20 protein-coding genes and 1 other annotated feature (1 of these 21 running past the window's edge) are annotated in these 15534 nt (G+C 42.7%); of the genes, 2 read left to right on the top strand and 18 right to left on the bottom strand.

Annotated features, from left to right (window positions below):
• Positions 1-42 precede the first annotated feature (42 nt).
• From BUA56_RS06885 to BUA56_RS06805, 16 genes are all read right to left on the bottom strand, one after another.
• Complete coding sequence (locus BUA56_RS06885) at positions 43-975, bottom strand: MucBP domain-containing protein (RefSeq protein WP_207650916.1); 933 nt, start codon at positions 973-975, stop codon at positions 43-45.
• Positions 976-990: 15 nt separating this feature from the next.
• Positions 991-1731 (bottom strand): hypothetical protein, encoded by a 741-nt coding sequence (locus BUA56_RS06880; RefSeq protein WP_072850260.1) that lies wholly within the window; start codon positions 1729-1731, stop codon positions 991-993.
• Between the two features lie 11 nt (positions 1732-1742).
• Positions 1743-2441, bottom strand: coding sequence for a hypothetical protein (locus tag BUA56_RS06875; RefSeq protein ID WP_072850258.1), 699 nt, complete (start codon positions 2439-2441; stop codon positions 1743-1745).
• Between the two features lie 210 nt (positions 2442-2651).
• Complete coding sequence (locus BUA56_RS06870) at positions 2652-3773, bottom strand: GH25 family lysozyme (protein ID WP_072850256.1); 1122 nt, start codon at positions 3771-3773, stop codon at positions 2652-2654.
• Positions 3770-4234, bottom strand: a complete 465-nt coding sequence (locus BUA56_RS06865) for a phage holin family protein (RefSeq protein ID WP_072850254.1) — start codon at positions 4232-4234, stop codon at positions 3770-3772. Before BUA56_RS06865 ends, BUA56_RS06870 begins: the two co-directional genes overlap by 4 nt.
• A 143-nt stretch (positions 4235-4377) precedes the next feature.
• Positions 4378-5691, bottom strand: a complete 1314-nt coding sequence (locus BUA56_RS06860; RefSeq protein WP_072850252.1) for a hypothetical protein — start codon at positions 5689-5691, stop codon at positions 4378-4380.
• Positions 5691-5996 (bottom strand): hypothetical protein, encoded by a 306-nt coding sequence (locus BUA56_RS06855; RefSeq protein WP_072850249.1) that lies wholly within the window; start codon positions 5994-5996, stop codon positions 5691-5693. Before BUA56_RS06855 ends, BUA56_RS06860 begins: the two co-directional genes overlap by 1 nt.
• Positions 5989-6177, bottom strand: a complete 189-nt coding sequence (locus tag BUA56_RS06850) for a hypothetical protein (RefSeq protein WP_072850247.1) — start codon at positions 6175-6177, stop codon at positions 5989-5991. The genes BUA56_RS06855 and BUA56_RS06850 overlap by 8 nt, the downstream gene beginning before the upstream one ends.
• A 13-nt stretch (positions 6178-6190) precedes the next feature.
• A complete protein-coding gene (locus BUA56_RS06845; protein ID WP_072850244.1) occupies positions 6191-8905 on the bottom strand; it encodes a hypothetical protein in 2715 nt (904 codons plus the stop codon).
• A gap of 43 nt (positions 8906-8948) precedes the next feature.
• Positions 8949-9305, bottom strand: a complete 357-nt coding sequence (locus tag BUA56_RS06840) for a DUF6711 family protein (RefSeq protein WP_072850242.1) — start codon at positions 9303-9305, stop codon at positions 8949-8951.
• A 30-nt stretch (positions 9306-9335) separates the two neighbouring features.
• Entirely contained in the window at positions 9336-11003 is a 1668-nt protein-coding gene (locus tag BUA56_RS06835) for a phage tail protein (RefSeq protein WP_072850240.1), read from the bottom strand.
• A 44-nt stretch (positions 11004-11047) separates the two neighbouring features.
• Complete coding sequence (locus BUA56_RS06830) at positions 11048-11386, bottom strand: hypothetical protein (protein WP_072850238.1); 339 nt, start codon at positions 11384-11386, stop codon at positions 11048-11050.
• 47 nt (positions 11387-11433) lie between these two features.
• Positions 11434-11736, bottom strand: a complete 303-nt coding sequence (locus tag BUA56_RS06825; protein WP_072850237.1) for a hypothetical protein — start codon at positions 11734-11736, stop codon at positions 11434-11436.
• Positions 11737-11773: 37 nt separating this feature from the next.
• A complete protein-coding gene (locus tag BUA56_RS06820) occupies positions 11774-12199 on the bottom strand; it encodes a hypothetical protein (RefSeq protein WP_072850235.1) in 426 nt (141 codons plus the stop codon).
• A gap of 41 nt (positions 12200-12240) precedes the next feature.
• Positions 12241-12639: a hypothetical protein gene (locus BUA56_RS06815; RefSeq protein ID WP_207650915.1), complete on the bottom strand. Its 399-nt coding sequence runs from the start codon at positions 12637-12639 to the stop codon at positions 12241-12243.
• 353 nt (positions 12640-12992) lie between these two features.
• Positions 12993-13346 carry a hypothetical protein gene (locus tag BUA56_RS06805; protein WP_084067723.1) on the bottom strand — a complete coding sequence of 118 codons (354 nt, stop codon included), beginning with the start codon at positions 13344-13346 and terminating at the stop codon, positions 12993-12995.
• Positions 13347-13529: 183 nt separating this feature from the next.
• Here BUA56_RS06805 and BUA56_RS06800 point away from each other — a divergent pair, with 183 nt between their 5' ends.
• Together BUA56_RS06800 and BUA56_RS06795 are read left to right on the top strand one after the other, a co-directional pair.
• On the top strand, positions 13530-13967 hold the full coding sequence (locus BUA56_RS06800) for a helix-turn-helix domain-containing protein (RefSeq protein ID WP_084067722.1): 438 nt from the start codon (positions 13530-13532) through the stop codon (positions 13965-13967).
• A gap of 20 nt (positions 13968-13987) precedes the next feature.
• The gene (locus BUA56_RS06795) at positions 13988-14410 is read left to right on the top strand and encodes an ImmA/IrrE family metallo-endopeptidase (protein WP_341443405.1); all 423 of its coding nucleotides are present in this window, start codon (positions 13988-13990) and stop codon (positions 14408-14410) included.
• 54 nt (positions 14411-14464) lie between these two features.
• Here the strand turns inward: BUA56_RS06795 and rplL are convergent, their stop codons facing one another.
• Both rplL and rplJ read right to left on the bottom strand, forming a co-directional pair.
• Entirely contained in the window at positions 14465-14842 is a 378-nt protein-coding gene (gene rplL / locus BUA56_RS06790; protein ID WP_072850226.1) for a 50S ribosomal protein L7/L12, read from the bottom strand.
• 32 nt (positions 14843-14874) lie between these two features.
• Positions 14875-15369, bottom strand: a complete 495-nt coding sequence (gene rplJ, locus BUA56_RS06785; RefSeq protein ID WP_072850224.1) for a 50S ribosomal protein L10 — start codon at positions 15367-15369, stop codon at positions 14875-14877.
• 52 nt (positions 15370-15421) lie between these two features.
• Positions 15422-15534, bottom strand: a sequence feature (ribosomal protein L10 leader region); it runs 30 nt beyond the window's last position.

The raw sequence follows: 15534 nt of genomic DNA, 5'->3' as shown, positions 1-15534 counted from the left end.
AGACCCTGTTGATAAACTTTTTTCGCAAAGCTAACTTTACTTTTACATCTTTCTGCGCCGCGCCAGAATCAAAGCAGCTGCACCTAAGACAAGGACGCCTCCCCCAGCGATTGCAGAATAGATCCATTTGGAATTATCTTTCTTTAATTCTTTATCAGCCAAGGGCACTTCTTCGTCTTCGATGGTTGTGGTATCCTGATCCTCATTATCTTCTCCGCCCCCAGGATTCTCTGCCAGAGGAACCTCTTCGTCCGGAATTGTCGTTGTTCCCGGTTCTTCCGTTGGAGCAGTTGTTTCAGGGGTTGTGGCCTCAGGTGCTGTGGTGGTGCCAGGTGTTGCGGCGGCCCCCGGAGTCGTGGTAGTACCAGGTGTACCGGTTTGGGTTACTACATTTGTTGTGGTAGGCCCTGGTACTGTAACTGTATTTGTCTCTGTCACAGTCTCAACTTCCGGACCATTTGCCGTGTATGTAAATGTAATTTCTACGTTACCGCTGCTAATAACAGCAGTTTTTACATTTTCATCGGCAGTATATCCAGTAACTGTCACAGCCCTTTCCGTCCTTGAATCTCCCACATTACACTCCTGAAATTTGGGCGCTGCTACCGAGGAACCCTCAGCATCTACATAATTCACTTTATACATTACAGAATCAACCAGCCTTGCATACTGAGCTACATATACCGTTCTCTTTGTCACGGTATCCTCCACTTCAGGGCTCCACTCCGTAAAATAATAACCGTCTTCTTCCTTAATTCCAACGTCACCAGCCTTAGTGAACTCTCCATATGCCTGCTTGAACGTTATACTTGATAAACCTTTTTCATCACTTGTTTCAAGTGTCCCATGGGAACCCGCCTTAAATACCACATCATAAGTTCTGCCTTCAGCATAAACAGGAACAGCAGAGCAAACCATCACAGCGAGCACGCTAACTGAAAGCAATAACTTTATTCTGTTTTTCAGTTTATTCACTGTCCTCATCATAATCTATTCCTCAACTTTCTTTTTCCGTTTTGCTGCAGCCAGAACTATACATACAAGACTGAGCCCTGCTAAAACGAGCAAGGCTTCCACCGGAAATTCATCTCCGGTCTTGACAACCTTTGTTATTGTCTTTCCTGCTCCAGTAACTGTTTTGGTATTCGTAACGGTCTTTCTTATTTTACCAGGGGTACCTTCATCTTTTTCCACACTGACAATAAGCTGAATCTGGCCATCTTTTTCCTGATAATCGTTGCCTGTGGAATCCCCATCCAGTGTAATTGCGATTTCCACATCTACACTTTCGCCTTTTTTCAGCGAGGCAAGCAATATATTATTATCCTGCTCACTGCCCGGTTCAGACACCAGGAATTCTTTTCCGAGAGATGCGTTTTGCTCACTGCCAATTACAGCCGCAAAAAAGTTTTCCCCATCCTTTGAAAGATCAACTGTATAAATTGCCTGCTTCCTGTTCTTACCTTCGTCAGCTATATTAGACAGTAGTTCTGTCCTCAGATAAAATTTCATCTGCTGATAATCATCATTCTTTAAAGTTATTGTTTGAGTTCTGGTTTCCGCAGGCTCCATATTTGTAAAACCTTCTCCCGTTCCTGCCTCTTGTTCCGTTACAAATTTTGCTGCATCCCCTGTAAAAGTTATAACCTCATCTGCTGCCATAGCAGTGGTTGCTGTTCCGAGGACCAATAGAGCTGCCAGAACAACTGAAAAAACATTCTTTTTAATCATATTCGTCCTCCTTACTGCTCTTCTATTTTCGTTATATTGCCATTTGCATCAATTGTCGCTTCCATGCCCCATTCTGCAAGTATTGCATCATCACCAGCAGTCGTCTGTATAGCATCTACATCAAATGTAATTTGAGAAGAAAGACCAGAATAATGATTACTATTTTTAGTTGCATCAGTAGTACCAGAACCTCCAGTTAATATGCTAAACTCCGTCATCACTTTAGAGGTTTCAGCTCCGGGTTCAAGTACTTTTTTATAATAGCAGTAGATATATTCCCCATATTCCTGATCCTCTACAAAAAACCAATCATCGGCTGACCCTTTGGTAATCTCTATTTCTTTCGCAGAATATAATGATTCTTCCGAAGAAACCTTATCCCCCAGATCAAACACTTTATTTCCATCGGCATCAAACCACGCCTTATAAATAGTAATTCTCAAGTACATATCCTTACTTCCCACGTTCTGTGCATACACATTTTCCTTTACTTTGTCTCCGGGAAGCCCTACATAACTAAGACCATTTGGAATTATCTCTGCTTTTTTGTCAGGATCCACATCCTCTTGAAGCAATTTAACATCCAGATTCGAGGTTGAAATCTCTCTGTCTGTTGATGTAGTTGCTTGTATAGCAGCCATCGTCCCCCCTATAATAGTCGCAACCATCATGATTGCTGCCGTAATTATGAGCGCTATTTTCTTCTTCATATTCCAGCTCCTTTATATTAAAATCTAAAAACATGTTTAGAATGATTCACTATCTGATTGTATTATAGCCGGAAATTGTCACACGCAAGTCACACGTAAAGCATTTCTGTGACCGAAAGATGAATAAATCTGCTCATTAATTGCCCAACTCACAACAATACTGTCAATACGATTGAACCCCGTCTGCTTCTTATACATATATTTTTTTACCTATAGCCCCAACAAGAATCTCCATGTGTTTTTCCCTCCGGTCAATTCTCCATCAGGCAGTTTCAGGCCAACCTTCTGTTTCTGATATTGTTTAACCCCCAATTCAAATTTGGGACCGGCAATGCCGTCTACATTTCCCATTGGAAATCCCAAGGCACTGAGCCGTTCCTGAACCATGCGCACCGCCTTGTGTGTTTGGTTAATAAATCGGGAAATTGTGGGAGTATGAGATAATGTTTCGGGTCCTGGGATTCCATCCAAACCAGCACCTACTGCAAATTGCAGCCTGTAGATCCAATGCTGCGGAATTATGCTGTCACACTCTGGTCCCCAAATACCGTCTGCTGCTATTTCATAATAGTTCTGCGCCTTGATGAGTGCTTGCTTTGTGCATTCTCCAAAAGCATCATCTATCTGCAGGGATCTCCCGTCTCCGTCTGTCCAGCCTTGTTTCTTTAAAATTTCCTGTATCTGACCAACCTGCCGGCCAATGTCACCATTTTGTATGATACTTTTCATTGATACAGATTCACCGCCAATAAAATCTTTGTAACAATAATTCATATCCACCCGCCCTTTGATACCCGGCACTGCGCCGGCACTTGAATACTGCCATATAGCCATATCGTTTCGGCCGGGTTCAGCAGAATATCTGGCAAACCAGAGATCATAGGGGACATTAAAAAACATCGTACGCATATAATCCAGATTCGCATAGTTCATTCCCATATAGCCCATTCGTTCTACTTCTTCGCAAAACGCCACTGCCATATCGGTAGCCAGCGTTCTGGTAATTGTTACCCCATGTTTCCGGGCATAGCTGACGGTGTCATATTCTAGGTCAAAACTCACAGGGTACTTTATCTCATACGGCCTCAATGCCTGTATACAATACTGGGCTTCCCGCCTTGCCATATCAGCAGTGTATGCATAACTGAACCAATACGCTCCAAAGGGGATCCCTGCGTTTTGACACCCCTTTGCATTCGCGCAAAATTGCTTATCAATATTATTCTTTCCAAACCCCGCCCTCAGCATTGCAAAGCGTATACCGGAAGCCTTGACCTTTTTCCAGTCAACGGCTCCCTGATGATAACTAACATCTACTCCTCTTACTATCATTTTTTATCCTCCGAGGCCACATTTTCTTTCTCTTTATTGACAGCCTGATCTGCTACCTCCAAACCATTCTGTAAAATCATAGGCACTTTATAACCTGCTTCTATAAAATTCTCACATATAGACCGAATCTCGTTTACCAATAGTGACGCCAATACAAACCATCCAAGCAACGTAGTAACATGCAGATTTATTTGTAAAATGCTGCCCACTTCTATAAACACTGCACTGGCGACAAAAGCAACCAGTATCATCAGCCAATATCCTAGTTTTTTAAGTACCCCTTTCCATCCGGAAATGGAGTTTTCTTTGTGTGCGATCCGGCTCTTCATCCATCCAGTAATCCAATCGGCTATGTTTAGTAATAAAAATGCCGCAAAAAGAATCCAATGTTCACCAAAAACCCTTACTAAAACGGCTGCTGCTGCTCCGGCAACCGCATTATACGAATCAATTACTTTCATTCTGCACCTCCCTTCATGTCCTTTTTATCAATTGACTATCTTCCAAATATGTCAGATTCAATAAAAGGGACCAGCTTTTCGTCTTGAAACAAACGATGAAAGCAGCCCCTTTTAGCATATCATATAGCCATTAGATGTTTATATTATTTCCAGGTGCCAATACAAATACAACGGAACGTACCGGACGCAGCAGTCGTCTGTTTGTTCGGACTAATGGGATATACACTGCCGGCCCATGCATTCATACCCCCATCATTCCAGCACAGCCAATATGCTCCTGTAGAGTCTAAAGTAATATTTCTATACTGAATATCTTTAAATGTGATAGGCATGTTTCCCAGACCATTAATTACTGCATAATATAAGCTAGAATTTGTCCACGCTATGCTTGTAGTAAAAGATACATTTTTCCACATAACTGCAATCGCCAGGCCGTTAGAAAACTTCCAGCATTTCCCGCCGTTAGCGGAAACCAGTTCCACGTCTACTTTACCCGAAATAGCGTTTAGTATCTTAGAAAATGCGCTTGTATATGTATCTGCAGCCGCAACATCTCCTGTCTGACTTCCTTTTACGAAACCGGTAAGCGGAGCATTTACATGTTGAATATCCCCTGTTATACAATACTGCGTACCATCATACATCATTTCCACAAACATATTTGGTGATATATACCCGGCCGGGACTGCTGCACCCTTGTAATAAATAGCCTTTGCTCCGGTACCGTTAATGTTTAATGTGGGGTTTGCAGCTGTACATCCATAGGTAAATTTAACCATTGCTCTTGCCCCGGTACTTAACTTAAACCCTGAAAGAGATGCCGTCTTAGCAGCTGTTGCAGAGGCTGTTGAGCAGATGCAAAAATGATTAATATTTGCCGAGCCGTCAAAGTCTATTCCGTCAATTGTCTTTGCCGCCGTTAATTTTGCTGCTGTTGCCGCATTTATCGTCCCCGGTATCTGTGCTGCAGGTACCTTTGCTGAACTGTCAAGGGCTGCCACCCCATTTGCTCTGCCCTTTTCAGACTGCAGCACCGGGCCTGCTGTTTCCATTTCTTCAAGCTTATTATTTATTCTCTGTATGGCAGCATTGGCCCCAGTTGCCGCCGTGTTCGCGGCTGACGCCTGACTTGCCGCATTTGCCGCCTCCTGAGACGCTGTTCCGGCCGCCGTAGATGCCTCTGAAGCCGCCGTATTTGCTGCTGCTGTGGCAGCAGTCATAGCTGCCGCGAACTCTTCCATCACCTGTTTCACCACATCTGCACTGAGTTTTCCCATATTTTCAACCATATCCTGATAGGTTGCCATCCGCTTTACTACCCCGGGCGAAAAACACATATAGCACGCCATGCCATCCGCCGCATTACTGTCACCAGTTAAGACAATTGCCCACTCACCAGGGAGAAGCTTCTGAGGGTCAAACCTTGCATAATCGCCTCTACGATTTTGAATTGCCATTAATGATCACCTGCCTCCAAACTCTTTACTGTTGTATGAATCCCTTTTTCCTGCAAATCCTTACACATCTCCTCTACTGTTCCAATCTTCTCCACCTTTTCTTCTTTACAGCTTTGTTTTGAAATAATAGCCGAAGCATATAGTCTGCATTTAACTGCTCTGATATTTGCTAATACTCGTTCTAATATAAGCTCCATGGTATCAGGAGCCAGTCTGTGTTTCTCCATCAGCTCCTGTATCACTTGTTCACATTCAGACGTAGTGTTATCTATTACCACTGATAAGGTAACATCAATTTCATTCATTCCTTCCACCTGCACTTCCTATGTTTCTCTCTCCCAATGTTATTTCCGACTTCATTTCTTCATCTGTCAGAATCCTTTCATCCAGTTTAATTACCACATAGCCCATGGCAGCATACGCCTCTATCATTTCTGGCTGTATATAAAACTCAATATTATCTTTTCTTGCCTTATATAATGTCATACTATCTCCTTTTTTAAATTGCCGTAACCATTAACCCCTTTTCAAAGGTCAAAGTTCTGTTTGTATATGACCAAGAAACCCCTCCATCGTCCAGGGCCTCAATTTCAAGATCAGTGGCAACGAATATGCTGCCACTTTCTCCCGTAGTTACCGTAACATCGGAATTAATGCTGGCATAGGACGCCACCCCAATATCACGGCTAAGCAGAGCCAGGATTCCTTTTCCTGCAATACGAGTCCCATAAGTACCTGTACTGGCAGCAATTGTGTTAAACGCCACATAACCCGTAAAATCTCTATTAGATTCCCCGCCTTGCATATATCCATTGTCAATCTGCACCCAATGCCATCCATTGTCAGACATTATTTTCCCTGTGAATGTCCCGGTCGCAGCACTCAGCATTCCTGAAAATGTCCCGGTCGCAGCACTCAGAGAACCTTTAAATGTACCTGTTGCCGCATTCAATGCACCCCTGAATGTGCCTGTGGCTGCATCCAGTGAGCCTGAAAAAGTCCCCTTCTTTACATTGATTCCATCTTTATCCCATATACCAACCTGACTTCCCGAGGCATCCTGTACTTTTAGCACGCCCCCTTGATTGCCGCTGCCCCCTAAAGTTAATGTGCCTCCTTTTATTCTATCTGCCGACATTTCCCCTGCTCTAATCCAGTCAGCAGTAATGCCGATAGCTGATAAGACATTAACCACTGCGTTACCCGAACTGTCCATTCCGGCGTTCCAGTTTTTCCCTCCATCGGTAGAAACCGCAAAAGCATTTGCCGTCATTTTCCAGATAGTCTGTGACTCCTCCAACGTTGGTTTATTATGCATATAGTAAATGATCGAACCATCGTCTTGTATCTCTTCTGTCTTATAGACTCCAAAGGCCTGTGTCATCAATGACGTAAGCATTTGAACTGCGATGTTATAATTGGAAATTTGGTTCTGTGTATTTTTCTTGGCTTCTACAATCGCTTTTGTCATATCTGAATAGGAATCTGCCTGATTTCTGGAAGGTGTCTCTGCACTGCATTGAACACTCTGGTATCCTCCCGGTTGAAATATATGCCGGGTTATAAAACTTTTATAAGAATTCTGTTTTCCATCCGTAATGAAGCATAGATCCCCAGCTTCCATCGTAGGATCGCTCAGGCAAGAACAGCTAAAAGGTCTGAAGCACAGTCCAACTGCCCTGCTTCCGATAAATTCCGCCACAGACATAACTTCATCCGCATGTATTAATTTATTTTCACTAACAGATAATACATACCCTTCGCTTCCATATAGGAAACTTTTCTCCTGTTCATTTTCCCCTGCCGTAACTTTAATGCCAGTAACAGCAACATTATCGGTACTAATGTTCAATGATGAAACCGCAAAAATATGATGAAAAGTTTCCATGTTCTCAAATACACCGGCATCATGCGTGTGACCAGCATCGTAATGGTTAAAATCTCCGCCATCTGCAAAGTCCCCAGTAAAATACGTTACCGGCAGTTTACCCGGCTCTGCCTTCTCCCAGTTCCTTCCGTCTGAATCCGAAACTAAAATTATTCCGGATCCGCTCCCAGTCCCATCCGCTACGCTGAGATTTATCGTGGAGTCCCCGCACACCAGCGAGCTTGTTCCCAAATAACTTTTATTAGTCGGCGTTTGAAGAACATTTAGATATAAAATCCCCGGCTCCAAAAGAAAAAGCTCAAACTTTAAAGCATATTGTTCTTCTGTTTTATTATAAGCTGTGTATCCTTCCCAACGTATTTTGAGAAAACGCCTGCCCGATACCGCCCCTTCCTGCCGATACAGATAGTACATAGCCCCATCCCTGCGACATACCTTTAACTCCTCTGCTGAGCTGCTCAATCCTATCCAATGGTTCCCCGATACATATAATGTCTCGCATGTTTTACCATTGAATTTGAACCATGACACACCTGCAATCGTATCTGTTCCATCATCTTGTTTAACATTATCTCTTAAACAAGACATACCAGTTGTTGTATTCAAATAAGGAAACAGCTCAGGAAGCACTGCGCCTTTATCAAATCTCCCGCCGTCAATCAGTCCCATATCAGCAAACGCTTCCGTATTATACCAGCCTATAACAAGGCGTCCATATTCGTCACACCTGGCAAACTTACAGCACCTCTGGGCACACCAGGAGATTACCTGTAAGAAAGTAAGAGCCTCATCATCCGGACGTTCCCTAACCGTTTCCGTACTCCCATCAAAAACTGTGCTTAACAGCGGTGTTCCGCAGCACTCACAGGCATCCCGGACAATTTCTCCAATGGTTGCCGGATACTGTAAAGTACTTGTACGGTATGATTTCTCAAATTTACACAGATTGTCCAAACATTCCAATTTTATGACCGCTCCATCATAGCTGGTTTCGTCAACGGTATAAATTCCCTTTTGTATTTTTTCTGTTTTCCCATGAAACGATAACCCTACCAGCGCAGTCACAACGGCTCCATTAAAATTATACTTCGAAAAATTTTCGTCTATATTATTCAGTGTAAGGGAGAACTTATTAATAATTGCAGCTCCAATATCAAAACAAGAATCTCCGGAAACCGCATCTTCAATTTTAAATCCATTCTCCCATATATCCTTATTCTCAATATGCAGTTCCCTGCCATCTGAAAGGACAATTTTGACATATAACTGATAATTTCTATTATCCGTACTTAATTGCCGCCGGAACTCATTTGATACATTATTCATAACTTCCACCCCAATTTAATTAAAAGCATCTGTATCACCTGCCTCATCTTTCATTTAGTTCAAAGGATATGGAAGAGTATCTCCTTTGATTTACTGTCCATGTCTTCATAGGTGCAGACCGATCTCCCACGTAAAATGTCCTCGTCTCCTCCGCACCGCTCATAGCATCCGGATATTTAATCTCTACGTATTCGGAATTAAAGCTTTTTAAAATAGCAGAAGCCTCTTCCTTTGTCGGATTGTTCCAACTAAGGGACAACTTCCTTTTTTGACTGATTCTATTATTGTGCATTACTGCATCCTGCGTTCTGCCGGAATCTCCTCCAAGGATATCCTGAAGTCCCCACTCCAACGTAGAAGGAGTTTTTATCTGCTCACCATTTACATAAAGCATTGCCATAACTTCACCATTGTCCTCCCTTTCGACTCGTTACATTTCCGCAACTACACTGTACCTTCTTCCATATTTTTCTTTGCCCTTCTGGACTGTTCGATATAGAGTTTCTGAATCCGCCATAAGTGTTACTTCTACCACAGGTGTACCGCCGTATGCTGTACCTTTAGAAACCATCATAGCCTCAATAACAGCCTCCTTAACTCCGGCACTTATTGATTCTATAATCTGGCTGTTATTCACAACCGCTGACTTTCTGCCAAACGTGCCTACCAGTTCTGGTCCTCTTTCTCTGGCAATAAAGGCTTGCCCCATATTAGGAATTATACCGCCTCCCGCCAAATGAGGAATTGAAGGAATGCTAATATGAGGTAATGATATCCCAAATGAACTCCATCCTGTAACCTCTTCAATTGCATCTGGCAGGTCCAGATGAATACTCAACGCATCTGCAATCCTATTTACTACATTCTCCACTCCGTCCAGCAGTTTGTTTAAGCAGGTAATCACTGCGTTAATCGGAGTTTTTACAATAGAAGATAAGCTGTCCCATATTCCTCCGAAGATCTCTTTAATTCCATTCCAAGCCTTAGACCAGTTCCCGGTAAATACCCCCTGAACAAACTGTATAATACCTTGGAGTACACGTTTTATTCCATCTATAGCCCCCTGCACTCCTTGAAAAAATACATTTAAAATCTCGCCTAAAAAGCCAAAATTCTTTGACCAATCGGCATTAAATATACTGCTTATATATGCTGAAACCGCCTGCAGCTTCTGCACAATCATAGTCCAAACAGCAAGAACTGCATCCTTACACCGTGTCGCAATATCCACAATACCGGCCCATACCACATCCCAATTGTTGAAAAACCAGGTAATATTCTCTACCAAAGTGGTAACCCAGCCTATAATACCGCTGATTACCTCAAGAATTATTGTAAAAGCACCCGACACCATCACAATCAGGGTAGAGCCTAAAATGCCTGCAATCCACGTGATCCCTGTTACCACCATTTCAAAAAGTGATTTCAGTCCGCTGGATTCATAAAAACTATAGAGGGTCATACCAAGTTCCTGTAAGTTCTGTATCAATGGCTGCAGTCCCATTTCCCATATCATTGACCAGGCCCCCTGTACAGCACCTGAAATCAACTCCCAGGCCCCCGTCATACCGTCCCGGAAGGTTGCGGACGTAGCCCACAGGTCTGCAATGCCAAGAGCAATCAGAGCCAATGCACCTACCACGAGTGCCACCGGACCGCTTATGGAAGCAGCAAGACCTGTAAAAGGCTTCGTGATTGCCGCACCCATTTGCGCAAAGGTTCCCCCTTCTCCAAACATACTTGTTAAAGCTTCACTTGTTGCCAGGCTCTCTATCTTTTCCTTTACCTTGTCAAAATCAGCATACATAGATTTTATTTGGCCTACCGTATCTGAAGCACTCTTGACACTGTTTGCCATTGATTCATAAAGAGACGTGACCTTTTTTATGCTTTCTCCTATCTTGCCAAATCCTGACTGCGCACTGTCCGTGCTTTTTGCTAAAGACTTTACCCCTTTTTCCAGTCCCTTGACTTGTTCCTGATTCATTGCCCGCATGACGGTTAATATTTTGTTCAAATTTACCTCTAGCTGTACAAGCTGGGCATTAATCTTTCCGGTCTGAATATTCAGCTGTAAATCTAAATTATCTTGTGCCATATAATCACCACACTTTCATGGTACTCTTGGCACTCTAAAATTTTCTATGCTTTATCAAACTTTTTATTAAACGCTGCAATCCATTCTTTAAATTTATCTTCCGGCGACATGGTTTCCCCTTCCTCCTTCAGAGAAAATGCATGCCGCGCATACTTAGCTTTTTTGGGAAATAGAGCTGCCTGTATGGCATTTACAATATATAGGCCGTTGAGCCAGGCTGCGTAATCCAGCATGTCTGCCTCTTTTTTCTCTCTTCGGATATATTCCTCTTGGTATATCATAATGATTCTTGGGTTCATGCTCCAAAAATCCCCATACGGTATGCCGAACCTTAATGCCGCAGGCAGCCACACATCATATATGGTATCTCTATAGCTGAACACTTTCTCACTAACTTTGAAAGCTTCTCCTGCATCCGGGATTCCTTCTTCTATTTCTTGTCCCCGTTCACTCCGAGGAGTTTTTTGAAAAAACCCGAATCTTCTACCGCCTTATTAAAAGCTTCATAAATATCCTCAATTTTACCACCGCCAAGAACGTGCTGCTCACAAAGATGCTCCGCTTCCTCACGGCTGCAGTTTGCACAGACACCTACAAATGCAACTGCCAGAGAGAATACCTTTGCCTTCTGGAACATCTCAATGACAGAAAACCCCATATCCTCCATATGCACCATATCTTTAAAGCTAAGCTCTGCCACAGAGTAATTTTTTTGATTTATTTTTATATTCATGTTCTATCTCCCATCTGAATTCGTTTTATTCTGCCTTTTACGCCTTGGCTGCAATTGTAATCTTGGATGCGGGAGCTACGGAAATTGTCATCTCTCTGACCCCATTGACCTCACCCTCATTGATAAAGACTGTATGCTGTCCTTCCCAGCTCGCTACACCGTCCACGCCATCTTTGCCCATGGAAATCCTGTAGCGTAAGCTTTTTCCTGCTTTTCCGCTGACAGTTGTATATGCTTCCAGTGTGTAGTTCGCCACAAAATCCATGGCCTCCATCGTCTGTACACCTGGTACAAATGTCTGAGTATCATCTTCCAGATCTGTGGTCTCCACCTGTTCAGGAGCCCCTCCCAGCGCCGGATAAGATTTAATCCTGCATAGTTTTGTCCATGTAGTTCCGTCCTCTGACGTCTCCAGAATTGTATTAATAGTACTTACTGCTTTTTTTGCTACTTCTCCTGCCATATTTAAGCATCCTCCTTTAAATTGTTATTCTTTTGTCTCTTTTAAGATAAATCTCCGTCACAGATAACCCTGGTGTACCGGGCACTGATACAGAAAATGTTTCCGGTATCAGGAACAGTTACTCTTTGTGGTCCCAGGCTTCTGCGAAAGAGCATCTGCTGCATTTCAGCACCTGCCAACGATAAAATATTTCTGGCCAAATCTGCCTGCTCCTGTCCCTCTGTATAAACAGTAATTTTAATCACAGGTTCTACAGCATTGTCCATATCCTCCAAATCAGCGGCCTTTAAACTGGCCGGACAATCTTCGAGGCTGACATCCATATATGGAAATGCTGCCGGGAGGCCTATGGTTTCTTTGCCAGCATTCTGGCATACACCTTTCACCGCAGATGTAAGACGGTTATATACCGTATCAAAATAATCCTGCAATATCATCACCTACCTTTACTATTGGTGTTTTCTATTCACCGACTGCAGGTTATTCGTCCTGTTATAGAATTGTAGAAATTTAATGCGCCGCATTTTCTGCACTTGATTTCAGCATTCCCGGACACCTTGCCCAACAGTCTGTTGCACGGCTGCCCGCGGCTGTCTGTTCCTGCACACCTCATAAATACTAAACCTCTTTTGTCTGCATTCAAGTCCATGTCTCTTCTGCCTTTATCCTTCTCACCCACAATCCAATACCTCCGTTTCCAATGGCCATTTAGAAACACCGAAAGAAACAAATTTTATATATTCATGTCCTTTCGATGATATTATTATATCTGTACCTGATGTCCCGGAGGTGTTCACATCCTCTTTCTCTTATGTAACAGATAAAAAAAATACCTCCGTCTGTCATAAAACGCGCTTTGGCTGCAGGGAATTTCTAAGATATCCCGAAGATACCAAAATGGTTTCTCATAGCAGACTGATTTGATGATAAAATTTCCCAGTTCCTCATCCGCCTCTAAAGCTGCGGTCTCAATTATACGGCACTTATTCTCCAATTCTGACCTGCGGACTGCATCAGCGCAAACAGCCGGTGACCTCTTTTTAAGTTCCTCTACCCATTCCGGATACTGTTCACAAAAAGCACTTAATTCCTTAAAACGTTTACTGCTTATCCCATATTCATTTAGTTTTAATTCTCTCCTGTTCACTATTACCCCTCCAATTTACATATTGCTATACCGTCATGAAATCTAATAAAATAGGATTGTCAGCGTATTTTATACTTTAATCCTATTTTATAGGATTGTCAATATATGGATATTATTTTATAGGATTTTTATTGAAATTAATCCTATAATATAGTATTATCATTATAAAAGGAGGTCATTGCCATGACAGGGGAAGAGCAAAAAAAGATATTTTCTAGAAATCTAAATCATTTTATATCCATAAGCGGGAAACAGCAAAAGGAGATTGCTAAAGATCTGGGAATAAGTCCAACAACATTCAATACCTGGTGCGTTGGCAAGGTAATCCCTCCCATGCCCAAGCTTCAGAAGATCGCCGACTATTTTAGTATTACTAAATACGATTTACTGGAGAGTGGTGCAGGTGAACCGCAGTTAACGAGACGGGACCAAAACGATATCTCCAAGCGGCTGGAAGCCATGCTGTCTGAACTGGAAAGCCGTCAGAGCGCGCTTATGTTCAGCGGAGAGCCACTGGATGATGAGACAAGAGAGCTGCTTACAGCTAGTCTCGAGAATAGTTTGCGGATTGCAAAGATTAATGCAAAGCAGAAATTCACGCCTAATAAATATAGAAAGTAAGATGAGGGGACGTGGTTTTATTGGATATTAAAAAAATAGTCCAACATTTACAAAAAAAATACCAGACCAACAGCCCTTTTGAGATCGCCGCTTCCATGGGAATACTGGTAATGCGGGAGGAATTGGGAAGTATTCGGGGATACTACAATAAAGTTCTGCGTCAGAAGCAGATACACATTAACTGTAATCTGGATGAACATGCTATGTTATACACTGCTGCCCATGAACTCGGACACGCTGTTCTGCACCCTGACTCTAATACCCCATTTTTATTTGCAAATACGTATTTATCAGTTAATAAGCTGGAGATGGAGGCCAATAAATTTGCCATGGAATTATTGATCTGTGATGAACGGCTGAACGAATTCCCGGATTCCAGTATAGAAAGTCTGTCCAGAATATTTGGTTACCAGGAACGGCTGATTGAATTGCGGCTAAAATAAAAAGCTGTACCTACCCCCGCAGAGGTATGTACAGCTTTTATATTTTCACCAAAATTATTTCAGAGTAATCTTAGCGCCTTCGCCTTCCAGCTTAGCTTTCAGATCTTCTGCTTCTGCCTTAGATGCAGCTTCTTTGATTACCTTAGGAGCTCCGTCTACTAATTCTTTTGCTTCTTTTAAGCCTAAGCCGGTAGCTTCACGAACAACTTTGATAACCTTAACTTTGTTTGGTCCAACTTCTGTTAATTCTACGTCGAACTCATCTTTTTCTTCTGCTGCTTCAGCTGCGCCTGCGCCTGCTGCTGCCACAACAACACCTGCTGCTGCAGATACACCAAATTCTTCTTCACATGCTTTTACTAAATCATTTAATTCTAATACGGATAACTCTTTGATAGCTTCAATAAATTCAGCTGTTGTTAATTTTGCCATTTTATTTACCTCCAATAATTTAATTTTATAGTTTAGTTTGCTGCTTCTTTAGATTCTGCAATCTGGCTGATAACACGAGCAAAGTTTGCGATAGGTGACTGGATGCTTCCAAGCAGTTTTCCGAGAAGTTCTTCTCTTGACGGGATTGCTGCAAGTGCTTCCACACCGGCTTTGTCGTAATATGCGTCTTCCACGACACCTGCTACTAATTCCAGCTTGGGAGCTGTTTTAGCAAACTTAGCGAGGATTCTGGCAGGAGCCGTTGCATCGTCCTTGCTCACTGCAAGAGCGTTGGTTCCTTCCAGATGTTTGCATAACGCTTCACAAGATGTTCCCTGGAATGCAAAGTTCATCATTGTGTTTTTGTATACTTTGTATACAACACCAGCTTCTCTTAATTCCCTACGCAGTTTTGTGTCCTGTTCAACTGTCAGTCCGCTGTAATTTACTAATACGATACCCTGGGCATCGGCAATAGTGGCAGCGATCTCTTCTACGACTGGTTTTTTCAGTTCTACTTTTGCCATGAATTGGTGCACCTCCTTATAAATTTTAGTGTACCGCCGTCGGATTTTCCATTATAGCAATGAAAAAGCCCTCTTTATCCGAGGACAAAGAGGGCGCATTGATTCTTATCTAAAAGAAAAAATCATTCCTCGGCAGGCGGTTTCATCCTTATGCCATACGGCACC

It is taken from the genome of Lactonifactor longoviformis DSM 17459, from assembly GCF_900129135.1.
GTDB classification, from domain to species: Bacteria; Bacillota; Clostridia; order Lachnospirales; family Lachnospiraceae; genus Lactonifactor; species Lactonifactor longoviformis.
The sequence above is the reverse complement of the archived record's forward strand: the minus strand, read 5'-3'. Positions and strand labels throughout refer to the sequence as shown.